The 19,884-nt window shown below is 54.2% G+C and carries 15 protein-coding genes; 10 read left to right on the forward strand and 5 right to left on the reverse strand.

The window, feature by feature from the left end; genetic code table 11:
* Position 1: 1 nt before the first annotated feature.
* Positions 2-2,653, reverse strand: a complete 2,652-nt coding sequence (locus tag K3T83_RS54900; protein ID WP_220211597.1) for a tubulin-like doman-containing protein — start codon at positions 2,651-2,653, stop codon at positions 2-4.
* 36 nt (positions 2,654-2,689) lie between these two features.
* Positions 2,690-5,164, reverse strand: coding sequence for a vWA domain-containing protein (locus K3T83_RS54905; protein ID WP_220211598.1), 2,475 nt, complete (start codon positions 5,162-5,164; stop codon positions 2,690-2,692).
* A gap of 96 nt (positions 5,165-5,260) precedes the next feature.
* Between K3T83_RS54905 and K3T83_RS54910 the strand changes: the two genes are divergently transcribed.
* From K3T83_RS54910 to K3T83_RS54920, 3 genes are all read left to right on the forward strand, one after another.
* Positions 5,261-5,548: a hypothetical protein gene (locus tag K3T83_RS54910; protein ID WP_220211599.1), complete on the forward strand. Its 288-nt coding sequence runs from the start codon at positions 5,261-5,263 to the stop codon at positions 5,546-5,548.
* Positions 5,549-5,578: 30 nt separating this feature from the next.
* Positions 5,579-6,493: a sugar phosphate isomerase/epimerase family protein gene (locus K3T83_RS54915; RefSeq protein WP_220211600.1), complete on the forward strand. Its 915-nt coding sequence runs from the start codon at positions 5,579-5,581 to the stop codon at positions 6,491-6,493.
* 625 nt (positions 6,494-7,118) lie between these two features.
* Positions 7,119-7,946, forward strand: a complete 828-nt coding sequence (locus tag K3T83_RS54920; protein WP_220211601.1) for an SDR family oxidoreductase — start codon at positions 7,119-7,121, stop codon at positions 7,944-7,946.
* Between the two features lie 95 nt (positions 7,947-8,041).
* Here the strand turns inward: K3T83_RS54920 and K3T83_RS54925 are convergent, their stop codons facing one another.
* On the reverse strand, positions 8,042-8,857 hold the full coding sequence (locus K3T83_RS54925; protein WP_220211602.1) for a sugar phosphate isomerase/epimerase family protein: 816 nt from the start codon (positions 8,855-8,857) through the stop codon (positions 8,042-8,044).
* A 200-nt stretch (positions 8,858-9,057) separates the two neighbouring features.
* On the opposite strand from K3T83_RS54925, the gene K3T83_RS54930 reads away from it, so the two are divergent.
* Positions 9,058-10,674 (forward strand): multicopper oxidase family protein, encoded by a 1,617-nt coding sequence (locus K3T83_RS54930; protein WP_220211603.1) that lies wholly within the window; start codon positions 9,058-9,060, stop codon positions 10,672-10,674.
* Between the two features lie 170 nt (positions 10,675-10,844).
* Here K3T83_RS54930 and murA read toward each other — a convergent pair whose 3' ends face one another.
* Positions 10,845-12,356, reverse strand: a complete 1,512-nt coding sequence (gene murA / locus K3T83_RS54935; RefSeq protein ID WP_220211604.1) for a UDP-N-acetylglucosamine 1-carboxyvinyltransferase — start codon at positions 12,354-12,356, stop codon at positions 10,845-10,847.
* A gap of 506 nt (positions 12,357-12,862) precedes the next feature.
* Here murA and K3T83_RS54940 point away from each other — a divergent pair.
* From K3T83_RS54940 to K3T83_RS54965, 6 genes are all read left to right on the forward strand, one after another.
* A complete protein-coding gene (locus tag K3T83_RS54940) occupies positions 12,863-13,234 on the forward strand; it encodes a hypothetical protein (RefSeq protein WP_220211605.1) in 372 nt (123 codons plus the stop codon).
* A 15-nt stretch (positions 13,235-13,249) separates the two neighbouring features.
* Positions 13,250-14,470, forward strand: coding sequence for a hypothetical protein (locus K3T83_RS54945; RefSeq protein ID WP_220211606.1), 1,221 nt, complete (start codon positions 13,250-13,252; stop codon positions 14,468-14,470).
* A 297-nt stretch (positions 14,471-14,767) separates the two neighbouring features.
* The gene (gene thiO, locus K3T83_RS54950) at positions 14,768-15,910 is read left to right on the forward strand and encodes a glycine oxidase ThiO (protein ID WP_220211607.1); all 1,143 of its coding nucleotides are present in this window, start codon (positions 14,768-14,770) and stop codon (positions 15,908-15,910) included.
* Between the two features lie 62 nt (positions 15,911-15,972).
* Positions 15,973-16,527: a DUF6939 family protein gene (locus K3T83_RS54955; protein ID WP_220211608.1), complete on the forward strand. Its 555-nt coding sequence runs from the start codon at positions 15,973-15,975 to the stop codon at positions 16,525-16,527.
* Positions 16,528-16,828: 301 nt separating this feature from the next.
* A complete protein-coding gene (locus K3T83_RS54960; protein WP_220211609.1) occupies positions 16,829-17,830 on the forward strand; it encodes an ATP-binding protein in 1,002 nt (333 codons plus the stop codon).
* A gap of 15 nt (positions 17,831-17,845) precedes the next feature.
* Entirely contained in the window at positions 17,846-18,958 is a 1,113-nt protein-coding gene (locus K3T83_RS54965) for a vWA domain-containing protein (protein WP_220211610.1), read from the forward strand.
* On the opposite strand, the gene K3T83_RS54970 is transcribed toward K3T83_RS54965, so the two are convergent.
* Positions 18,906-19,817 (reverse strand): SPL family radical SAM protein, encoded by a 912-nt coding sequence (locus K3T83_RS54970; protein ID WP_220211611.1) that lies wholly within the window; start codon positions 19,815-19,817, stop codon positions 18,906-18,908. The genes K3T83_RS54965 and K3T83_RS54970 overlap by 53 nt on opposite strands.
* Positions 19,818-19,884 lie beyond the last annotated feature (67 nt).

Here is a 19,884-nt window from a genome sequence, read left to right on the forward strand (position 1 = left end):
TTTACTCTCTTTTCTCTTGCACGCCAGGCAAAGCCAGGCGGCGGATCACCAGATCCGCCAGTGGAACACCGTAGCCCAGCGCATCTTTATCCATCACCAGGCGCTCCGCCTCGCCAGAGCTATGGACGGGCATTAAGCCAGTGCCAGAACTCTCTCGCCAGGCCTTCTGAAATTCCTGGTAATACTCCATCGCGCTGTTGTGCTCAAGATAGAAATCGCGCACAGTGCTCAGGCTGATCGCATGCTGCCCGTAGCAGACCTGCAAACGATGCGGATCATACATCGCGTTCACCAGGGGCGTCAAACCACGATGAGCGCTCAGGCTCTTAACTACCTGTTTAAAAAGCGCCTCCTGGCCACCGCCGCGCCAGGCAATACCCATGTAGAGCGACGTATCCAGCGTGGAGAGTCCCTCCGGCCAGAGTTCAGCCTCAAAGGCAACCAGACTCGACATCAAGCCATACAGATACTCCAGGTGTTCTAAAAAATAGCTACTAATCTGTTCATCCCGCGAACCATCGCTGTAGGACGGCGGAGCAGCTTTATTGAGCAGCTCAAAGAGATTGATATCCGCAAAACGCTTGATGTAGTAATCGCGGAAGAAATCGATGACGCGCTCGGACAGTCTGGCTGCGATCGAGCGCTCAATAGAGAGCGAGCTGCCACCGGGAACATTAGTCACGCGAGCCAGAAATTCGGCGCAGGGCTTGATAAAGCTCTGATAGTCGTCGATATGTCCCTCCTCCAACGCCGAGTCGCCACTGGTTGCCCAGAGATAGAGGCGTTCAAGCGCGACATTGTGCTCGGCCTCGGTGCGCAGGGTGGGCAGATCGAAGATGTGGCGCTGATGTGGGTGCGGATATTCCAGCTTTCCATGCCAGGCCATGCTCGCCTGCCCCTTACTACGCAGTTCACGCGCGTGCTCCTCCGCGCCCGTGCTTTGGAACCAGGAGAGCGACTGTGAAAGAGCCGTCTGGACACGTGTATTCAGGTCTTTCAGCAACTGCTCTAAGAAGCGATAGCGCGTTGCTAGAGCGTGGCGGCGCAGGCGCTCGTTATAGGCATCGGCGACAGCGCTGGCGTAATCCCGGGTGATCTTGCGCAATGGACCCGGCAGCGCGGGCTGGTGGACCAGTTTCTCCTCCAGTTCGTAGGGGCGCATAGGTACACGCGGCACATCTATATCTCGCAAACGCTCCAGCATGAATTGATATTCTTGTTGTAGGCTCTTTAGATACTGGACACGCTGGTTGAGCAGGCTTGTTGTACCTCCAGCGCTGAGAGCCTGCTCGGGCATACCCTCGATCAGCCCCTGCTCTTCGCGTCTCTTTGCCTCGAATATCTCTTGCATACGGGCCTCTGTGCCGCGCTCCATCCGTTCCAGTTTGCTCCAGAGTAGGTCGAGATGCGTCTGGGAGGCGTCTTCAAAATCACTGCCGCGAAAGGCACCCAGTTTGACCGAGAGAGGATTGCTTTCGTTCGCTTCAATACGCGCGACGTTGCTCCATTCTTTGCTCCACGCGCGCCTATCGTCCTCACTTGCGCGTGGCGACTCGGGCTGGTAGCTGGCAAGCAACGGTAGTAGATAAGACGCTGCTACCTGGGCAAAAGCGCTGGCCGTCTCTGTGGCCGGGAAACGCACTTCAAGTGGGCAGGATGTGCCAAACATCGTCGGCAGGCCGCGATCGTCCGCCGCCCCAAGCGTGCGGCGATCAGCCCAGCGCGAGTGCTCAAGAAAGCCGACGCCTGCGGCATTAGTTGTGCGCTGGAAAAGATCGAGTCCAACAAGACGCGCGGTATCCATACTATCGTCCATCGAGGCGTGTCCGACGAGGTAGACCTCGTTTGCGATCGGGTCGTTGGTCAGGCGGTGCATTCTGTTGCGCATATATTTTTTATATTCGCCGCAGGGATCGCCCGCAGCTGCCCGGCTGTAGGCCAGAGTTTCGAGCAGGCATGCGGTCGCGTTGCTCTTACGCCAGCGCAGATCATTGGTATTTTCACCATTGATCGGCTCAGGTAACATACAGAAGAGATTCAAACGCTGCTTATACTGGCGATAGGTCAGCAGGTCGCGCACCATCACCGCTATATCTGTTAAAATACCGCTGCCAGTTCCGCCGCCGAGAAAGGCCACAATGTTCGCCTGTACTCCCACCGTTTTCGAGATATTCTGATCGCGGCCCAGGCGTCCCAGTGCCATCAACGCGCGGTCCAGCACGTCGTAGATATATTGATAGTTGAAGCTGGCGGCGACGTGACCGTTATTTCTGATGCCGCCCGCGCCGTTCGCGAAATACTGGGGTACGCGTTGCTGAATGAATGTATGCTGGTCGCTCTCGTCGATGCGCGTAGCGTTCGAGATGCCGATAGGAACCGCGATGCGCAGGGGAAATTCGAGAAAGACATTGTTGTGCTGACGGCGGAACTCGACCAGCGGCGCTGGCGGGTCATCAGTATCAATATAGACAAGGGCTACCCGCTGCTGATCAGCCGACCTGAGAGTAAGCATATGACGCATAAGTTCAAGGCCCGCCAGCGCGGACGTGCTGCCCAGCAGTACTACAAGATTCGGCGTCAGAACACGCGCCGCCGTGATAGCCTGGGGAAGCTCTGACTCCAACCGTGCTTCTTCTTCGTACATGTGAGCCATACTGTTCTCTTTCAATTCTAATTCAAAAAGCAACATTTACCAATCAAATTCACCTTCATTTGCTCGCTTCCCGCGTCTCTCTCGCCTGGACTTCTGGGTAGCATTATCATTGTCTTCATCAGCAAATGGACCTGTGCTCCATCGCTCCTCTTCATATTCCGGCCAACCGCCAGCGCTGAGCGTCTCGTTCTCCTCAGCGGATGCGCCAGCCTGCGGAGATGATGCTACACGATAGATGACAGGTTCTTCGCTCGCAACGGGATCATCACTGCCAGCAGGCCGATAATGCAGTTCATGCTCCTCCTGGAAAGAAGGTTGCAGGTGAGCACCGTCGCCTTTCTGCCAGTTCGCGGCCTGGCCCTCCGGGCGCACCTCGATGCCTCCTCCGCGCTTAAAACGGAAACAGAGGCCGGCAGGCATGCCTGCATGGAGAGAGCGCAGGAGATTGGGTCGAAGGAGACGCTGGAACGGGCCACGACGCGCTCGGTTAAAGCGCACGCTCCCTATGTACTCACCCTCCCGGCTGGCGCGTGCCTCGCCAAAGGGATGTGGCAGCACGCAAAAGCGGATGAAGAGCAGCAGGATCAGCAGTAGCAGGCCATAGAGCGCCGTCACAAACCAGGCAAAGAGTTCCTGCGTCCAGTTCGCCGGCGTCAGGGTAATGCGCACCTGCCGCTGGATCGTGCCAAAATCGCCATAACTCTCGGCAAAACTTCCGCGCGTGTGAAAGACCACCGTGTAGAGTCCGCTTCTCGCAACCGAGAGGGGGAGGTGAAAGCGTCCGCCACCCTCGTTGATCACGTTCACTGGTGTGGCTACGTGTTCGCCCGGAGCGAGAAGCTCAGCCCGCACCTCCCCTCCGCTGTACGGTTGCTGGTACAACTCGACCTGGCCTGTAAGATCGGCAGTCGGCTGGACAGAAAAATGTTGTAGCGGCCAGGAACTCAGCCAGTTTGCCAGCGGCAGGCTGTAGAGAGTCCGCAGGACCGGGTCCCACTGAATTGCGGAGAGCGCGACCTCGCCCGTGGTTGGTTGATGTGCAGGCAAGGAGAGCAGATACGGCTCCGGGAAATGCTCAATGCGCACCGAACGCACCTGGCTACCAAGTGGATTAGACAGGCTGACGGTATAGGCGTTGACGGTGATGTCATACGAGCCGGCTGGAGCGTTTTCGGGCAAGTTCATCGTTCCCATATAGGTGCCTGGAGAATTTTTATCGTTGAGCGTAAAATCCTGGCTATATGTGCCCATAGTTCCGTTGTAGGCAATATGCCCGTTCAGCATAATGGAGGGATCGGAGACCGGTTCGCCATGCGAGAGCAGATTTGTGCGAATGATCGCCGGCTGACCAAGCGCCAGGGCAGACTGCGCCGAGACTTGTAAGTTGGCCTGCGTGACGTTGAGTTCAGAAAGGCCCAGGGACGAAGTTTTCAAACTCTTCATCAAGAACTGGCCCGAACCATTGACATTGACAACCCATGAGCCGGGCTGAGGTCGATCGATCGAATAGATGACGTAATGTGGATCGGCGCGTGAGACGAACACACCAGGTTGCGCCGTCACCGCATGCCCAGACGGGTCCTGCAACGAAACTTGCGTGCCAGGTTGATCCTTGAGCACCACCACATCGAGATTATCGGTATAGTTCGTCACAGAAAACGATCGACTCTCTGAGCCGTCGACCTGAGTCAGGCCGATTGTGTCTCCCAGCGTCCGATGGTTATGGCGCGCGAAAATATCGACAAAGAACGGCGCGATATTGAACGGCGAAGGCTGCCCCTGAATAACACCCTGCGCGTCGTCGTAGAATTTGCCGGAGGTCGCGTTTGAGAGCCCACTGAGAAAAGCATGGAACGCCTGAAAAGGTGTTCCCGCTGGCACTGGACCATCGGGGCCGAGTGCAATCGTATCGATCCCCCAGGAGTGTTGCTTAAACTGGGGCAGCAGGTCGCTCTGAATGGCGTTGATCTGCGCACTGGTCCCCGGGTCGGGCACACCATCGGTCAGGAGCACGACCGAACCCGGCAGCGATCCTCCCCGCGTAGCCTGTTTCAGCATATCGAGAGCCTTGTTCAAGGCGTCATAGGTCGGGGTTGTATTCTGCGGCTGGCAACGCTGCGATTTCTCTCGTAGCGTATTCTGCAAGGACTGGCGCTGCAAGGGGGTTGCCATCTCACCAGGGGGTGCCCAGGTCTGCGCGAGCGGGAAATCATGTGTGCCGCCCGTCGTCCCATCGCCATTCAGGCCCACAACACCGATAAAGTTGCCCGGCCCGCTCAGATCGATAAAGGCATTCGCAGCAGAGCAGCGCAGTCCATCAGGGTCGTTCTGAGCCATAGAGCCAGACATATCCAGCACCAGGATTGTGACTGAACCCTGCGTGTTCCCCGTCATGCCAGGGACCAGTTGTCGCGCCCACGCGTGCATAGGCAGCAAGGCAAGCGCAGTCACAATAAATATAGCGCTCAGTACTATGCCAATAAAGGAGCAGGCATGGGATAAAGCCTTCATCCAGTATTACCTCGGCAAAGAATATACTATTCTCTACTATTCAAGCATAGAAGATATTATATATGTATTTTATCACAGGGATAGAAGAATATCGACTTGTCCGGCTGGTCATTCTGGCAAGCCGCGCACTATTTTATGCAAGAAGAATCTGAGAACGGTTCGATGCGAGGCGAGAACTGGGAAGGGGTCAGGTTCCGGGTCCAAAAATTCGCCAGCGAAGAGATCGATGTCCATACCGAGCTTGAGCGTATCAAAGCGGCAGACGTAGCGATATCCAGAGATGGACAGGGACATTACTACGTGTCATTTGTTGCAGAACGAGAGGAGGAAACGTGCGATAATAACAGCGTAGTTGCATTTGACCAATGTGTTGAATACAGTTGAACACATTTAGAAAGGCAGAGAGGACGCTTCATGGCTCAGGCTTTGCAGGCGCGCATCGCCGCGTTTCCTAAGTGCTATATGGATGAATTATGTAAGACACGCAGCCTTTCGCTGTTCGAGTGGATCGAGATGGCGGCAACGCTTGGTGTGAAGGGGTTGGAGTTCTATCCGGGCTTTTTTGTTTCATTTGAGCAGAGCTATCTGGATGAAATACGCCGTGTGCTGCAACGCCACAATTTGCTGATGCCAATGGTGTGTGCCTCGCCCGATTTTACCCGCCCTTCGGCCAAAGAGCGCCGCGCAGAGATAGAGCGGTGCAAACGAATGATCGATCTGGTGGCGTTCTTTGAGGCACCAGCACCGCGTACCTGTCGCGTGCTATCGGGCCAACGTCGTCCCGAACTGACAGAAGATGATGGCGTGGCGATGGTTGTCGAATGTATAGAGCAGGTCTTACCCTATGCAGCAGAGCGCGGCGTCATTCTGGCGATGGAGAATCATTACAAAGACAACTACTGGACCTATCCCGAGTTTGCGCAACACCTGTTCGTTTTCAAGCGCATTGTGGATGCCATCGATTCGCCCTGGTTCGGTGTCAATTACGATCCGTCAAACGCGCTGCTGGCCGGAGAAGATCCGCTCGTTGTGCTTGATGCCATCAAAGAACGCGTTGTGAGCATGCACGCTAGCGACCGCAGCCTTGCACCGGGTAGCACAATTGAAGACTTGCGACGGCAGGAGAACAGTGTTGGCTATGCGGCTATCTTGCGGCATGGAGAAATTGGCACCGGGCTGAATGATTACCCCACGATCTTTCGCATCCTGCAATCCGTTGGCTTTCGCGGCTGGATCTCCATCGAGGATGGTATGAACGGCCTCGACGAGATTCGCCGTTCCGCCGATTTCTTGCGTGCGACGCTGGCTGCTGTTTCGTCAAGCCAGTAAAGGGAAGCTAGGGGGGTGGTGATAAGAAATAGAGAGTTTTCTGTCGTTTCATAAAAAAGGGGACAGATCTCATCGCTTCTCTGGTCATCACCCATTGATACTAATCTGCGTTATTTCTCCAGTGTGATCACTTCTGTCAATCCACGTGGTTCTGCGAGGAACATAATCGTTCCCTTGTTTTAGTCTTGCAAATAAATATTGCCAAACGCTATTATATATATAACATATAGCAATATCACAAACGGATCGGCGACATAGAGAAGTGTTGAACTTTTCTCGCAAAACCTGGAGGTCATGATGACTCATTATGTTGCCTGGAGCCCATATACTGGGAGCGACTCTTATATTCTAGTGTGTTGCCTGTTCCTCGTTACATGTGTTTTCACAATGACGACGCGAACATCTGAGGATACAGCATCTCAAAGAGCTAGTTGACCACTATGCCATCTCGCTTAAATCAGTAGGTATTGGATGCGCGATCCAGATGCTGTTGCTAGGGGATGGATCGAGCCGACCTCATAGCAAAAATGCTACAATAATAGCGGCGTCAATTTGCACTGGCTTCGTCAGGGATGCGAGCGGCAAGGCGTAGTGACGTACACTGAGAGAAAAGGGTAAAATATTTATGTCAGACCTTCACACACTGTTCGACATACAAGGACAAACCGCTGTTGTGACCGGCGGGAGTGGTGTGCTGGGTAGAACGATGTGCCTGGCACTGGCGCAGGCAGGGGCACGTGTCGTCGTGATTGGTCGCCAGTCTGAAAAGGCCAGCAAGGTTGCGGAAGAGATACGTGCAGCCGGGGGAGAGGCGTTGGGTATCGCCTGCGATGTCACAAAGCGTGACGAGCTTGAGCGAGCGCTGGAACAAATCACGAGCGCCTATGGGCCAATTGATATTCTGGTCAACGGTGCTGGTGGGAATCAGGTCAACGCCACCACATCGCCGGAGCGCTCTTTCTTCGATCTGGACGAGCAAGCGATTGAGGACACTATGCGCCTGAATTTTCGTGGCACACTGTTGCCCTGTCAGATATTTGGTCGCACGATGGCAGAACGTGGTCAGGGTTGTATCGTCAATATCTCCTCGATGGCGGCGATCCGCCCCATGACGCGTGTTGTGGCGTATGCAGCTGCCAAAGCAGCGATTGTCAATTTCAATCAATGGTTGGCCGTGTTGATGGCGCGTGATTACAGCCCGAAGATACGGGTTAACGCCATTGCGCCAGGTTTTTTCCTCACGGCGCAGAATCGCTACGTCATGGTTGATGAAAAGACCGGAGATTACTCGGAGCGGGCGAAAACGATCATCGCGCATACCCCGGCCGGGCGACTGGGTGAGGCTGAAGAACTGGTGGGAACGCTGCTCTGGCTGGTGAGTCCTGCCTCCGTCTTCGTCACCGGTATCGTCGTACCGGTCGATGGCGGCTTCTCCTCCTATGCGGGGGTATAAAGAGACCACAACGAACCGGGCAAAAAGAAAGGACCGCTGCAATCAGCGATCCTTTTTATTTATACATATATTTATAACATATTTGCGGCCAAAAGTCAAGCCGTCCACTGCTTCATTAATGCGATATGTTGGGGCAGTGCCACTTCGGGATCGGGGATCTCCGGGTGCCACTTCTTTTCCCATTCAACGGAGACGTAGCCTTGATAGCCTTGTTGCCGAAGCGCCTGGAGCTGTTCGCGTACTGGCACCTCTCCTTCGCCAAGCAGAACCAGTTGCCACCCATAGGGATCAGTATCGAGGCGGCGCGCATCCTTTACATGCACATGGGCGATATGCCCATTGAGCGCTTGCACAACCTCATCAACGCTTTCACCGACGCGATAGGGATGGTGGCTGTCCCAGAGGGCGCTCACGGCTGGCGAGGCAACGGCTTGCAGGACTTCGGCGGTGCGTCGCGCGGAGGCAAAGCCATCATGGGTTTCCAGAACAATCGTCACACCTGCCTGCTCCGCTTGCGGTGCCGCCTGACGCAACGCATCGGCCACCCACGCGTTCTCCTCTTGCTGAGAATAGGTATCGGGATTGCCAGCACCACCAAAGACGCGCAACAGCGGCACCTGGAGCTGCTGCGCCAGTTGTATCCAGTTGCGCAGATCGGCGATATGACGTTCGCGTTCGGCGGGATCGCTATGATTGAAGCTGCACGAGGTATCAAACGTGCAGACCTCCAACCCATTTGCCCGACTGAGGGCCACTGCCTGTTTCACCTTCTCCGCGTCCTTGACGGGATCGAGAACTGCGCCATCTAGCAGGCGTAGCTCAAGGGCATCGTAGCCCATCTGCCGGGCGTTCTCGACGATCTGTTCTGTAGACCATTGTGGACAAGCCAGTGTGCTGAATGCTAGTTTCATTGCCTTCCCTTCCTAAAAAATACGAGATGGTATCAGTATATGATATTTTGCTTACTGGCTGATCTGAGCGAGCAGGTTTGCCTGATCCGCATGTTTCTATTTTATATGTACATATGATGAAGAGAGACATACACACCCTGTGTCTCTCTTTTTTACTCCATATGCTTAGTCTAGAGTAGATATTTGAAAGATGGTTTTGTATGAAAAGAAGAAAGTTTTTGCGAGCGACAACCGCCGCTGGAGCGCTCCTGGCTGGTGGAGGAGCATCGTTTTTGGATTCTCTGGGGTCGATACCGTCCGCACTGGCACACCTTCAGCATGGTAAGCTGACACCGTTTGTTGATCCGCTGCCTCTTCCCACTGTTCTCCAGCCTGTGAAGAAAGTTGAAGGGAAGCCCTTCTATCGGGTGCCAATGACCCAATTTCAACAGCAGCTTCACCGGAATCTTCCGCCAACGACGGTGTGGGGATATCACGGCAGCTATCCCGGCCCAACGATCGAGGCCCATACCAATAAGCCCATCTTTGTTGAATGGATCAATAACCTTCCAACTGAACATCTTCTTCCTATTGACCACACCCTTTCTGGGGCAGGGACAAACGTCCCTGATGTCCGTACGGTGGTTCATCTCCACGATGCTCGCGTCACTCCAGAAAATGATGGTCTTCCCCTCGACTGGTTTCCTCCTGGTCATTCCAAGACCGATTTCTACCCAAACATTCAGCCTGCAACCACGCTCTGGTATCATGACCATGCGATGGGTATCACCCGATTGAATGTCTACGCAGGTCTGGCTGGCTTTTACTTGCTGAGGGATGAACTGGAAGATAGATTACATCTTCCTCGCCGGCCTTTTGAGATCCCGATCGCACTCCAGGATCGGAGCTTTAATTCCAATGGTCAGTTATTTTATCCAAACAAAGGGGTCACGGCCAAACATCCAGTGTGGGTGCCGGAGTTCTTTGGGGATGTCGCTGTGGTGAATGGAAAAGTTATGCCGTTCCTTGAGGTAGAGCCGAGGAAATACCGCTTTCGTTTCTTGAATGGGTGCAATGCTCGGTTCTTGCGCCTGGCTCTCTCCTCTGGTCAACCTTTCTATCAGATCGGATCTGATGGAGGATTTCTGCCAGAATCGGTAGCTCTGCAACAGATCTTAATGGGGCCAGCAGAGCGTGCTGATGTCATCATCGACTTCTCAGATCATAAAGGGAAGATGATCACTCTTACCAACGATGCGCCCGCACCATACCCAACCGGTGGTCAGTTTGTCATACCCAAGTTTATGCAATTCCGTGTGACCAAACCGCTTTCTTCGCCGGACACCAGTTCTGTACCAAAGCGGATAAAAGGACTGTCCCTGTTTGCAGGCGTTCCTGTCGTGAAGGTGCGGAACCTGACGCTGAATGAAGTGCTTGACAAAAACGGGAATCCCATCGAATTGTTGCTGGATGGCTTGCCCTTCAATGCTCCAGTAACTGAAAAGCCGAAGCTGGGGACGGCGGAAATCTGGAGCTTGATCAACCTGACGGGAGATACTCATCCTATCCACTTGCACTTGGAGCAGGTCCAGATTCTTGATCGGCAGCCGTTTGATGTCGCCGCCTACCAGTCCACTGGCAAGCTTATCTTTACCGGGCCTGCTGTTCCACGTGATGCCAATGAAGCAGGACTCAAAGATGTCGTGAAAGCAATGCCTGGGGAAGTAACGCGACTGAAAGTTCGCTTTAATACCTTCACAGGGCGGTATGTCTGGCATTGCCACATTCTAGAACATGAGGATAACGAGATGATGCGTCCATATGAAGTGATTCGTTAATATTGTGTGCTCTCTGCTACCTCTTGCATTTACAAAAACGGTACACAAATGTTCGCTTGTCAAGCCGATTTGCAGACTGTCGAGTCAGGTTTTTCGAGTAGAAAGTGGAAGGCGATTCGTGAACTACTCCACGAACCGCCTTCTCTCAATGCTCTTATCGCATCTCATCTTTAAAATTCAGCGCTGCTCTGCCGCTCCTCGACGATCGAGAGGCCAAGTTGTGTCAGGCGACGCACGATGGCACTGCATCCACGCTCGATCATGCGGGCGTTTTCGATGATGGTCTCGCCCTCAGCGACCGCTCCTGCGACAACTAAGGCCATGCCTGCCCGGATATCGTGGGCTGTGACCGTCGTTCCGCTCAGGTGAGAAGGTCCAGAAACCACAGCGGCTCCCTCCTGAAACTCGATGCGCGCCCCCATCTTGACGAGTTCTGGCACGGCTGAGAAGCGACCATCGAAGAGCGTTTCGCGGATATAGGAGTTTCCTTCAGCCAGACACGCCAGCGCCATGATTTGCGGTTGCAGGTCGGTGGCATAGCCCGGATACGGCCACGTGATTACGTTGACAGGGCGGAGCGCTCCCCGACGACGCACACGTACCACCGGACCATCGGAGCGCAGTTCCACGCCCATCTGCTCCATCTTGGCACGGACTACGCCGAAATGCTGGATCTGTGCCCCCACCAGTTCCGTGTCACCACCGGTTGCAGCTGCCAGCATTGCCATCGTTCCAGCATCGATGCGGTCGGGCATCAACGTATATTCCACTGCCGAGAGATCATGCACGCCCTCGATCTGCAACACACCCGTTCCAACACCGCTAATCCTGGCCCCCATTAGCGAGAGGAAGCGCGCAACATCGGCGATCTCTGGTTCCAGAGCGGCGTTTTCGATGGTTGTGGTGCCCTGTGCGAGTGTGGCCGCGATCATCAGGTTTTCTGTTCCAGTATGGCTTGGCGTGTCCAGGTAGATATATGATCCGGCGAGACGCTCGCTGTGCATCGAGATGTGTTCGCTATCTTCTGTTACCTGCGCCCCGAGCCGTGCGAAGCCGCGATAGTGGAAATCCAGGTTGCGCTTGCCGAGGTTGCAGCCGCCAACGGTCGCCAGCGAGACCTGTCCCGTACGTAACAGAACTGGAGCCAGGAACAGCACCGAGCCGCGAAAGAGCTGTGTGATGTGCGTGGGCAGTATGTTGGAGGTCAGCGTCGATGCGTCAATAATAAGAACTTGATCCTCTTCATGCAGTTTCACACGCGCCCCAAGCGCCCTAACCAGTTCGATGGCCGCGAACACGTCGCGGATCAGCGGGACGTTATGGATGATCGTTTGTCCCTTGCTTGCCAGCAACGAGGCGGCGATAATTGGTAGTGCGGCATTTTTCGCACCCTGAATCACAACAGAGCCTTCGAGTCGCTGCCCTCCCTGGATGTGGTAGCGTGTCGCATGGCTTGCCAACAAGCCGTACTCTGCCTTTTTGATCAGTTGTTGAGGAGAAACTTGCAACCAGTCGCAGAGATGGAGAAAGGTCTCCACGTCGAGCATCTTCCCGTTTTCGATGCGTGAGAGGGTGGCGGGACTGACGTTGCCGATCTCCTGTGCAATCTCGCGTAGCCCGCGCTCGCCACGCTTGCTTTTGAGGAGTGCCGCCAGTTGTTGCGTGTCTAACATACTACTCATACACTCTATCCTTTTTCGTTTTAGCTGTTAGACACTGTACAATAACTGAAACAAAAAGTCAAGCATTTCAATGCTCTCTGCAGGGCTTTCCAGTTCTCCGCTCAAAGGGGTGCAGGGTCTCCCTGCCGGGGTCTGGGGTGTCCCCAGTTTCCTTCCCTCCTTCGCGCGCCGCCGCAGGCGGCGCGCAAAAGAGAAGAAAAAAGGTTTTTTGCGGGGACATCCCGCACCCCGGCAAAGGGCTGCCGCCCTCTGCACTCCCGCTAGATGGGAGAATTGGAAAGCCCTGATGCTCTCTGCCCGGTTCTTTTGTTTCCCGTTATGGTGTAAAAGCTGATTTGCGAAAATGTTGATTTGATGCTACATATTAGAGTGTTTTATGAAAATGATCAGGCAATGCAGCACGGATGGTTGCTGGACCGAAAGAACAGTAGCACGTGATGAATTGGATATTTTGCCTACTCATTCGTTTTACCGAGTAAAAGAGTTCTCTCAAGGAGATATGAAACATGGAAATACGCAAGGTAGATGCAGATGAGCGTGAACTGATTGAAGACTATCTTTCTCTCGATGAATCTCTCTTATATTCTTTAATTCCTCCCTATATTGAGGAAGGAGTACTCTATACTCTTCCAGGGCAAATCGACTCTGGAAAAAAGACATTCCAGGAGTTGATACCACGACTCCAGAAAAAAATTTGCCAGGAATGGGAACTGTGTAAAAAAATTGATGATCCTGTATTGAACGATCAAATCAATCTGGTGGTAGCTATCGGAGATGTAATTTGTGCATTGGTTGGGATTATTCCGCCTAACCTGATCGCCACGTTGATCGTCAAGATGGGCGTGCGTGCTTTCTGCTCCTGTTCGCGTTTAGAATAGCAAGGAGATGCTTTAATGATCTCAACGTCCCTGTGCTTTACCCAGAGCCGCGATAGCGATTACTTCGCGGCAGCTATTATGCACTTCCCCCGCCAGTCCGTTGCAAAGGCCCTTTTTACGCCAGATGGAAGGTCAGCCGATTCCGCAAATGGGTACAGAGATATCTGGGACTTCATGAAGAGGGAGCTGTCTGACCCGGATACCACACAGGTGCTTATCGCTGTTCCAACTATCGATATTGGATCGCGAATCATCATAGCTCACTCTCTTCCTGTCCTGGTGTTGGAAGCGGATTCAATCTACCTTAAAATACTGCGTTACTTATCTGAGAAAAAATACTGCACTTTTATGAAGCGATCCCTTTTCCTTGTAGGGGATGACGAAACCATAGAAGTTGTTCTGATTACGCCATCAAATGCTGTCAAGTCTAAGACGCCAGCAGAGGAAGCACATATAAAGGAGCTGGCAGATCTGGCGGAAAGCCACATACAAACCATGCTCCAGGAGGGCCAGAACGAGCCTCTTGAGGACGTTCTCTTACCGTATAAGGAGGAAGGAGTGGATGAGGAACTCCATATGCGAGACGTTCACCGGCAGGCAAGTCAACTGGCACGCGATCTGGACCAGGAAGTGCTCGTTATCAGTCCTCCACCGGGAGGGTTTGAAGGCCCTCCTCCGCATAACCTGATGATTCTGTATCCGACCATCACTCCTGCTTATATGCACTTCTTGTCCGGGAGACATCCTTCTCTCGCGGGAGCAGCAGTAGCAGCGGGGCTGATTGCGCATAATGATAGTCTTTACTATTACTTTGCATCGAGAGGCGTCGTTCAAAGTTCGCAAGACATTGTCCAACATTTCAGGCAGGCAGAACTGAGCGATCTAGATCAAGGAGGGTTTCACTACCGTTACCCTGGATCAGATACCTCTGTTATAAGCGCAGAAGAGGCGTATGCGACGAAAATAGGCAAGTATAGCCGTTTCAGCAATATAGATCAGATTCCCCTCAAGTATGCCGTAGCCATGCGTAAATACCAGGACTTGTGCAGAGTGAGCGAAGCGAATGCCCAAAAGTTTGCGCTTCTCACCGTCTGCAAGCAGTGGAAGATACGTCTCTATTGCGAAAGGTTCCAGTTTGAATACCTCTTGCGAAGCCATCAGGACCGAGAAGAAGAACAACTGATTTTTGGTCCGCAACAATTCATTGCGCCGTGGATCATGGGAGCCTTCTCGTAGCCCTCGCCACAGTTGTGACCACTACTAAAAGATTGATAGTGGTCACACTGTTATGTGAACTGATATGACCCTACGGGAGGAGGAAACGTGCGATAATAACAGCGTAGTTGCATTTGACCTGGGCATTAAGACACTCGCACCGGCGTTAACGAGCAGGACAAGGTATACCGTATTCTGATGAGGTTCCTTGCTCGGCTGTGGGCCACACAGGGAGCGGATCTTCCTGCGGTGTGCGGATGGTTTCACTGCAACGCATATCCGTTGCATACGTTTGAACACATTGAGAAGGCAGTCGCTATGGATACGCAACAAAGCTGTGATGTCGCGATTATTGGGGGTGGCGTGATAGGCTGTTCCATCGCCTATCAGCTACGCAAAGCTGGAGTTGATGCGCTGATCGTTGAGCGGCAGGAGGTGGCGGCGGAAGCATCGAGCGCTGCTGCCGGATTGCTTGCCCCCTTCGGTTCGCTGACGGAGCCGGGACCGTTCTCTGATCTAGTACTGGCGAGCTGGTCGCTTGCCCCCACTTTGTTGCCGCAAATCGAACAGGAGAGCGGCGTGCAGGTGGAGTATCGGCGCGTTGGCGCATTGCACATTGCCGCCAATGACCGCGAGGTCGAGGCGTTGCGACAACAGATGAAGAGTTGGGAAGCGCTGGGCGCAAAGATGACATGGCTGACAGAAGATGAAACTCGTGAGCGTGAACCGCTGCTGGGTGTCCAGACCAATGTGCCCATTCAGGCAGCGATTTTGATCGAGGGAGAGGGTAGTATCAAAGCACCAGCGGTCGCACGGGCCTATGCGGAGGCTGCGCGGCGCGCGGGAACACGTTTTGCTCTGGCAACCGAGGTTGTGGGGATCATGCGAAGCGGTTCGCGCGTGGTTGGCATCAAGACGGCACGGGGAGAAACGATCTCCTGTCAGCGGCTCGTCATTGCGGGTGGCGCATGGTCGGCCAGTTGCGGCGAATGGTTAGGTCTGACGATTCCCGTCGTTCCTATGAAGGGGCAGATCCTCTCGCTGGGACAGCCCAAACCGGCCCTGCGGCACATCATTTTTAGCGAGGAAGTTTATTTTGTGCCAAAGCTCGACGGGACTATTTTTATCGGTGCAACCGTTGAGCAGGCGGGCTTCGATAAACGCCTGACCGCTGGTGGCATCTCCTGGCTGCTCAACAGCGCCATGCGTCTGATTCCGGCGCTTGAACAGGCGACGATTGTACAGATGTGGGCGGGATTGCGCCCCTGGTCGCGGGATAGTCATCCGGTGCTTGGTCAGGCTCCCGGCTGGGAGAACGTGATCCTGGCAACCGGGCATAGCGCGATGGGCTTTGAGTTGAGCGCGATTACTGGAAAAATGATCGCCGAACTTATCACATCCGGGCAAACACCGGAACTTATCCGCCCATTCGGTATCGAGCGCTTCCTTGAGCAGGCATAAGATGAGGCATTCTCCGCTTTTGAGCATCCCGGCGAGAATGAGGGGAAAAGTGATTTGAGGGAATGATGAAGATATTCATAGCCAGCAAACGCCTTGCTATCACGACGCTCAGGCAGCGATACGGGAATGCTCATATCATCGATGTCACATCGCGCGGGACCGAACCCTGGGTGTGCTTCAGCCCTTTTTATCCTCACAGAGATATTCCAGTGCCGTTCTCTTCAGGAGTGGTCAGCGCCAGCGTTGAGGGAATCTGGCAGGGCTTGAAAGTGTTTGAACAGATGGATGTGGACCCTTCCAGGTTCGCAGTCGTCAGCATGAAGGGGATCAAGCGCTCAGCCAGGAAATATGGAAGCGTCCTGGGGCATCGAGCTGGTGTTGCAGGCGTACGGTTACTCTCCTACATCGAGGCCCGCTATCTGATCTACTTGCCTTCGTATCGTTGGGTGCTGGATCACTGTCTTCAGGAGCAGCTCGGAGAACTGCAACGTCTTGCTATGGAGAAGCCGCTAGTGTTGCTGGATTATGAGACCAATGTTGAGGTTGAGGACTGTTCGCGGCCACTTTCGCATGCGGGCCTGGTCAAGCGGTACTTAGAGGGAGATTGGCCCGTTTAACATTGACAGGTCGTTTTAGCTGTACTATAGTGGTCAAACTAAAGTATGCAAGTGAATAGGGTTTAAGAAAAAAACTGGTATCTTGCCTTGTCGTGTTGAGCGATTCATCGCGGGAAGCCGACGATGGGCTACCCTCCGCGATAAATCGCTCGACTATGAAACGAGGGAGATGACCGGGCTCGTTTGTACAAATTCTTGAGCCGTATTATGTCTGGTGGATGAGGTCGAGCCCTCCTGTGACATCAAAAATATACGTACCTTGAATATGGATGGAAACGTGGTACTTTAAGGGGATATGCGCATGACACCTGAAGCTCTTTCTCGCTTTTTGCAACGGTTGGTCGAGCATCGTTTGATGTTCAGTACAATGATCTGGGGAGCGCCCGGCATCGGCAAATCTAGCATTGTAGTCCAGACGGCTCAAGCCCACGATCTGGATGTGATCGATCTGCGCCTCTCACAACTGGCACCGACTGATCTGCGAGGGCTGCCAGTTGCCGAACATGGTGTCTCGCGCTGGTATCCGCCCGAATTTCTGCCCCGTGAAGGGCGTGGTATTCTCTTTCTAGACGAACTCAATCTTGCACCACCCGCTATGCAGGGGATGGCGCAACAATTGATTCTGGATCGACGCATTGGCTCATATGCTGTCCCAGATGGTTGGTTTATCTGGGCTGCTGGCAATCGTAAGGAAGATCGCGCCGCCGTCTACGATATGCCTGCGCCACTTGCCAATCGCTTCATTCACCTGATGGTGGAGCCGCATTTTGAGAGCTTCAAAGCCTACGCGCTGGGGCATGGCATCCATGAGCATCTGTTGGCGTTTCTCTCGTTTCGTCCTGGCCTGTTGCACAAATTGGACCCGCAGCAACCGGCGTGGCCCTCGCCACGCTCCTGGATGGTTGCCAACGATCTCTATCGTGTTGGCCTCGATATCGGCTCAGTTGTGGGGGCGGGCGCGGCGGCTGAGTTTGCCTCATTCGTGGCGCTCTATCATCAGTTGCCCGATGTCGCGAGCATCCTCAACGGCAATGGAGGCCATATCATGTTTCCCTCCGAACCATCTTTGCGCTATGCTATTACAATAGCGCTGGCGATGCGTGCCAATGGCTTGCAGGAGAGTTATCGTGGCTTCCAGTGGATCGCTGAAAAGGCGACCACCGAATGGGTTCAGCTTTTCGTCGCCGACCTGTTCCGCTTGCTGCGTAGCCGCAACGAATTGAACAAGCTGGCAGCGCTGGTTGATCGCGATCCACGCCTGAAAAAAATGTTTCAAGAATACATGAAGTTATTGACCCATTAAGATAGAGATGGTTCGATGGAGCAGAACGACGCATTACAGAAGCAGATCTCGGCCACTATTTTGCAGTTGCGGGTACGTTCGCCGTTTTTTGCGACACTGGCGCTCTTTGCGCGTATCCATTTCACTGACGCGGTGCCAGCAGCGGGGACGGATGGGCGCGACATTTATCTCAATCAACAGTTCTGGCAGGAGTTGACGCCGCCACAACGCCTGGGACTGCTGGCCCATGAGGTCTTGCACGCCGCCTTGCTCCATACCGTTCGGCGCGGTCATCGCGATCTGTTGCTCTGGAATATTGCCGCCGATATCGTGGTCAATGGCATTGTGCTGGCCCAGCCGAACTTTGAGCTGCCAGCAGGGGCCATCAGCAATCCGAGTTTGGAGCATCTGAGCGTTGAAGAGATTTATCATATCCTGCAACAGAGCGGCCAGCAACCTGCGCTCCAGATCGTTGACCTGAAAGATGCCAGTGTGAATCCACAGAATGTGGTAGAGCTTGAGGCGCATTGGCGCGAGGCGATGCAGCATGCGCAAACGCTGGCAAGGATGCAGGGACATGGTGTACTTCCGGTCGGTTTGCAGCGTGAGCTTCCTCATCTCAACTCCGCACAACTTGACTGGCGTTCGTATCTCTGGCGCTTCCTTGTGCAGACGCCGACAGATTTTCAAGGCTACGACCGCCGCTTTATCGGTCAGCGACTCTATCTGGAAACGTTGACCGGCGAGTCGGTTCGCGTATACGTTGCCGTAGATACCAGTGGTTCCATAGATGAGGAGGAGATCGCGCAGTTTCTCGGCGAGGTGATCGGGATTCTGCGCGCCTATCCCCATCTGGAGGCGTCGCTGTACTATGTGGATACAGAGTGTCACGGCCCCTATCCGCTCTTGACGCAGGATGAATTACCGGTGCCGGTTGGTGGCGGTGGCACCGATTTTCGGCCATTTTTTGCGGCGGTGGAGGCCGAACAGAGCGATATGCATCCGGCTGTCTGTGTCTACCTGACCGATGGCTATGGCACCTTTCCCGCTGAGCCTCCTCCCTGGCCGCTGCTCTGGGTTCTCTCCCCCGGCAGCCTCAGCACGGATGCTGTGCCGTTTGGAGAAGCGGTACGCCTGATTCCTGGCTAAAGCGCGGAGGGATGCCGCAAAAGCCCGGATTGCTCCATCCAATTACGAGCGACGTTCCTGTTGTCTGCTGCTGAAGATAGCGATGAAGTTGATGAGCATGCGTGGTGGTTGCCCAATCCTCTGAGGTCTGAGCAAATGGGCTGCGTGCCGTCCGTTCGCCATCGGCTCCATCGCCATCGACCACCGTATCGACGATGAGGCGTTGCGCGCCGCTGTTGATTAAGCGCGTACCAAACGTGGCAACGTCTGTATAAGGAAGGCAAGGGCTGACGGTGATCTGTGTGGGGACGCCCTCTGCGCTGGCAGCTCGAACCAACGACCAGCGTTTCGTTAACGGTGGCCCACCTTTAAGGCTTTTCAGATGGTGCTGATCGTCCGTTTCAATAGTGATGGAGAGCCAGGCATAGGGGATCTGTCGCAACAGGGGGAGATCGCGTTCTGCCAGCGGAGAGCGCGTTTGCACGACAAGCAGGTCGAGATCGGGATAGCGCGCAAACACCTCCAGGCAGCCGTGCGTGACTTGTTGAGTGCGCTCGATGGGTTGATAGGGGTCGGTCGTGCTGCTCATAAAAATGCGCAATCGCTGTCGTTTCGCCTCTGGCATGTTCTTGAGCTTCTTTTCGAGCAATTCTGGCGCGTTCGTCTTGACCTGCACTGCCTGACCCCAGGGTGCGGCAAACCCGCTCATGGCCCAGTTGGGGAGAAATTGGGCATAGCAATAGAGGCCGCAGGTTGTTTGTCCAAAGCCGCAGCCGGTATAGGCCGAGAGCGCATGCGTAAAGGGATAGGGTCCGGCAGCCAGGAAGCCGTGCTGCTGAGGAGTCAGAATGCTTTTTGCCTCTTTGTATGCGATTTCCACGAATTACCTCCCTGGAGAAGAGAAACAAAAACACCCGTTGGTAGAAAGTAACAGGAACATCCGTACT

Source organism: Reticulibacter mediterranei, from assembly GCF_016587455.1.

Bases quoted from the DNA above. Each gene is read 5' to 3' on its own strand.
- K3T83_RS54915 (WP_220211600.1), top strand. From the start codon at position 5,579: ATGGCTCAGGCTTTGCAGGCGCGCATCGCCGCGTTTCCTAAGTGCTAT.
- K3T83_RS54920 (WP_220211601.1), top strand. From the start codon at position 7,119: ATGTCAGACCTTCACACACTGTTCGACATACAAGGACAAACCGCTGTT.
- K3T83_RS54965 (WP_220211610.1), top strand. From the start codon at position 17,846: ATGGAGCAGAACGACGCATTACAGAAGCAGATCTCGGCCACTATTTTG.
- K3T83_RS54925 (WP_220211602.1), bottom strand. From the start codon at position 8,857: ATGAAACTAGCATTCAGCACACTGGCTTGTCCACAATGGTCTACAGAA.
- K3T83_RS54940 (WP_220211605.1), top strand. From the start codon at position 12,863: ATGGAAATACGCAAGGTAGATGCAGATGAGCGTGAACTGATTGAAGAC.
- thiO (WP_220211607.1), top strand. From the start codon at position 14,768: ATGGATACGCAACAAAGCTGTGATGTCGCGATTATTGGGGGTGGCGTG.
- K3T83_RS54945 (WP_220211606.1), top strand. From the start codon at position 13,250: ATGATCTCAACGTCCCTGTGCTTTACCCAGAGCCGCGATAGCGATTAC.
- K3T83_RS54905 (WP_220211598.1), bottom strand. From the start codon at position 5,164: ATGAAGGCTTTATCCCATGCCTGCTCCTTTATTGGCATAGTACTGAGC.
- K3T83_RS54955 (WP_220211608.1), top strand. From the start codon at position 15,973: ATGATGAAGATATTCATAGCCAGCAAACGCCTTGCTATCACGACGCTC.
- murA (WP_220211604.1), bottom strand. From the start codon at position 12,356: ATGAGTAGTATGTTAGACACGCAACAACTGGCGGCACTCCTCAAAAGC.
- K3T83_RS54930 (WP_220211603.1), top strand. From the start codon at position 9,058: ATGAAAAGAAGAAAGTTTTTGCGAGCGACAACCGCCGCTGGAGCGCTC.
- K3T83_RS54960 (WP_220211609.1), top strand. From the start codon at position 16,829: ATGACACCTGAAGCTCTTTCTCGCTTTTTGCAACGGTTGGTCGAGCAT.
- K3T83_RS54900 (WP_220211597.1), bottom strand. From the start codon at position 2,653: ATGGCTCACATGTACGAAGAAGAAGCACGGTTGGAGTCAGAGCTTCCC.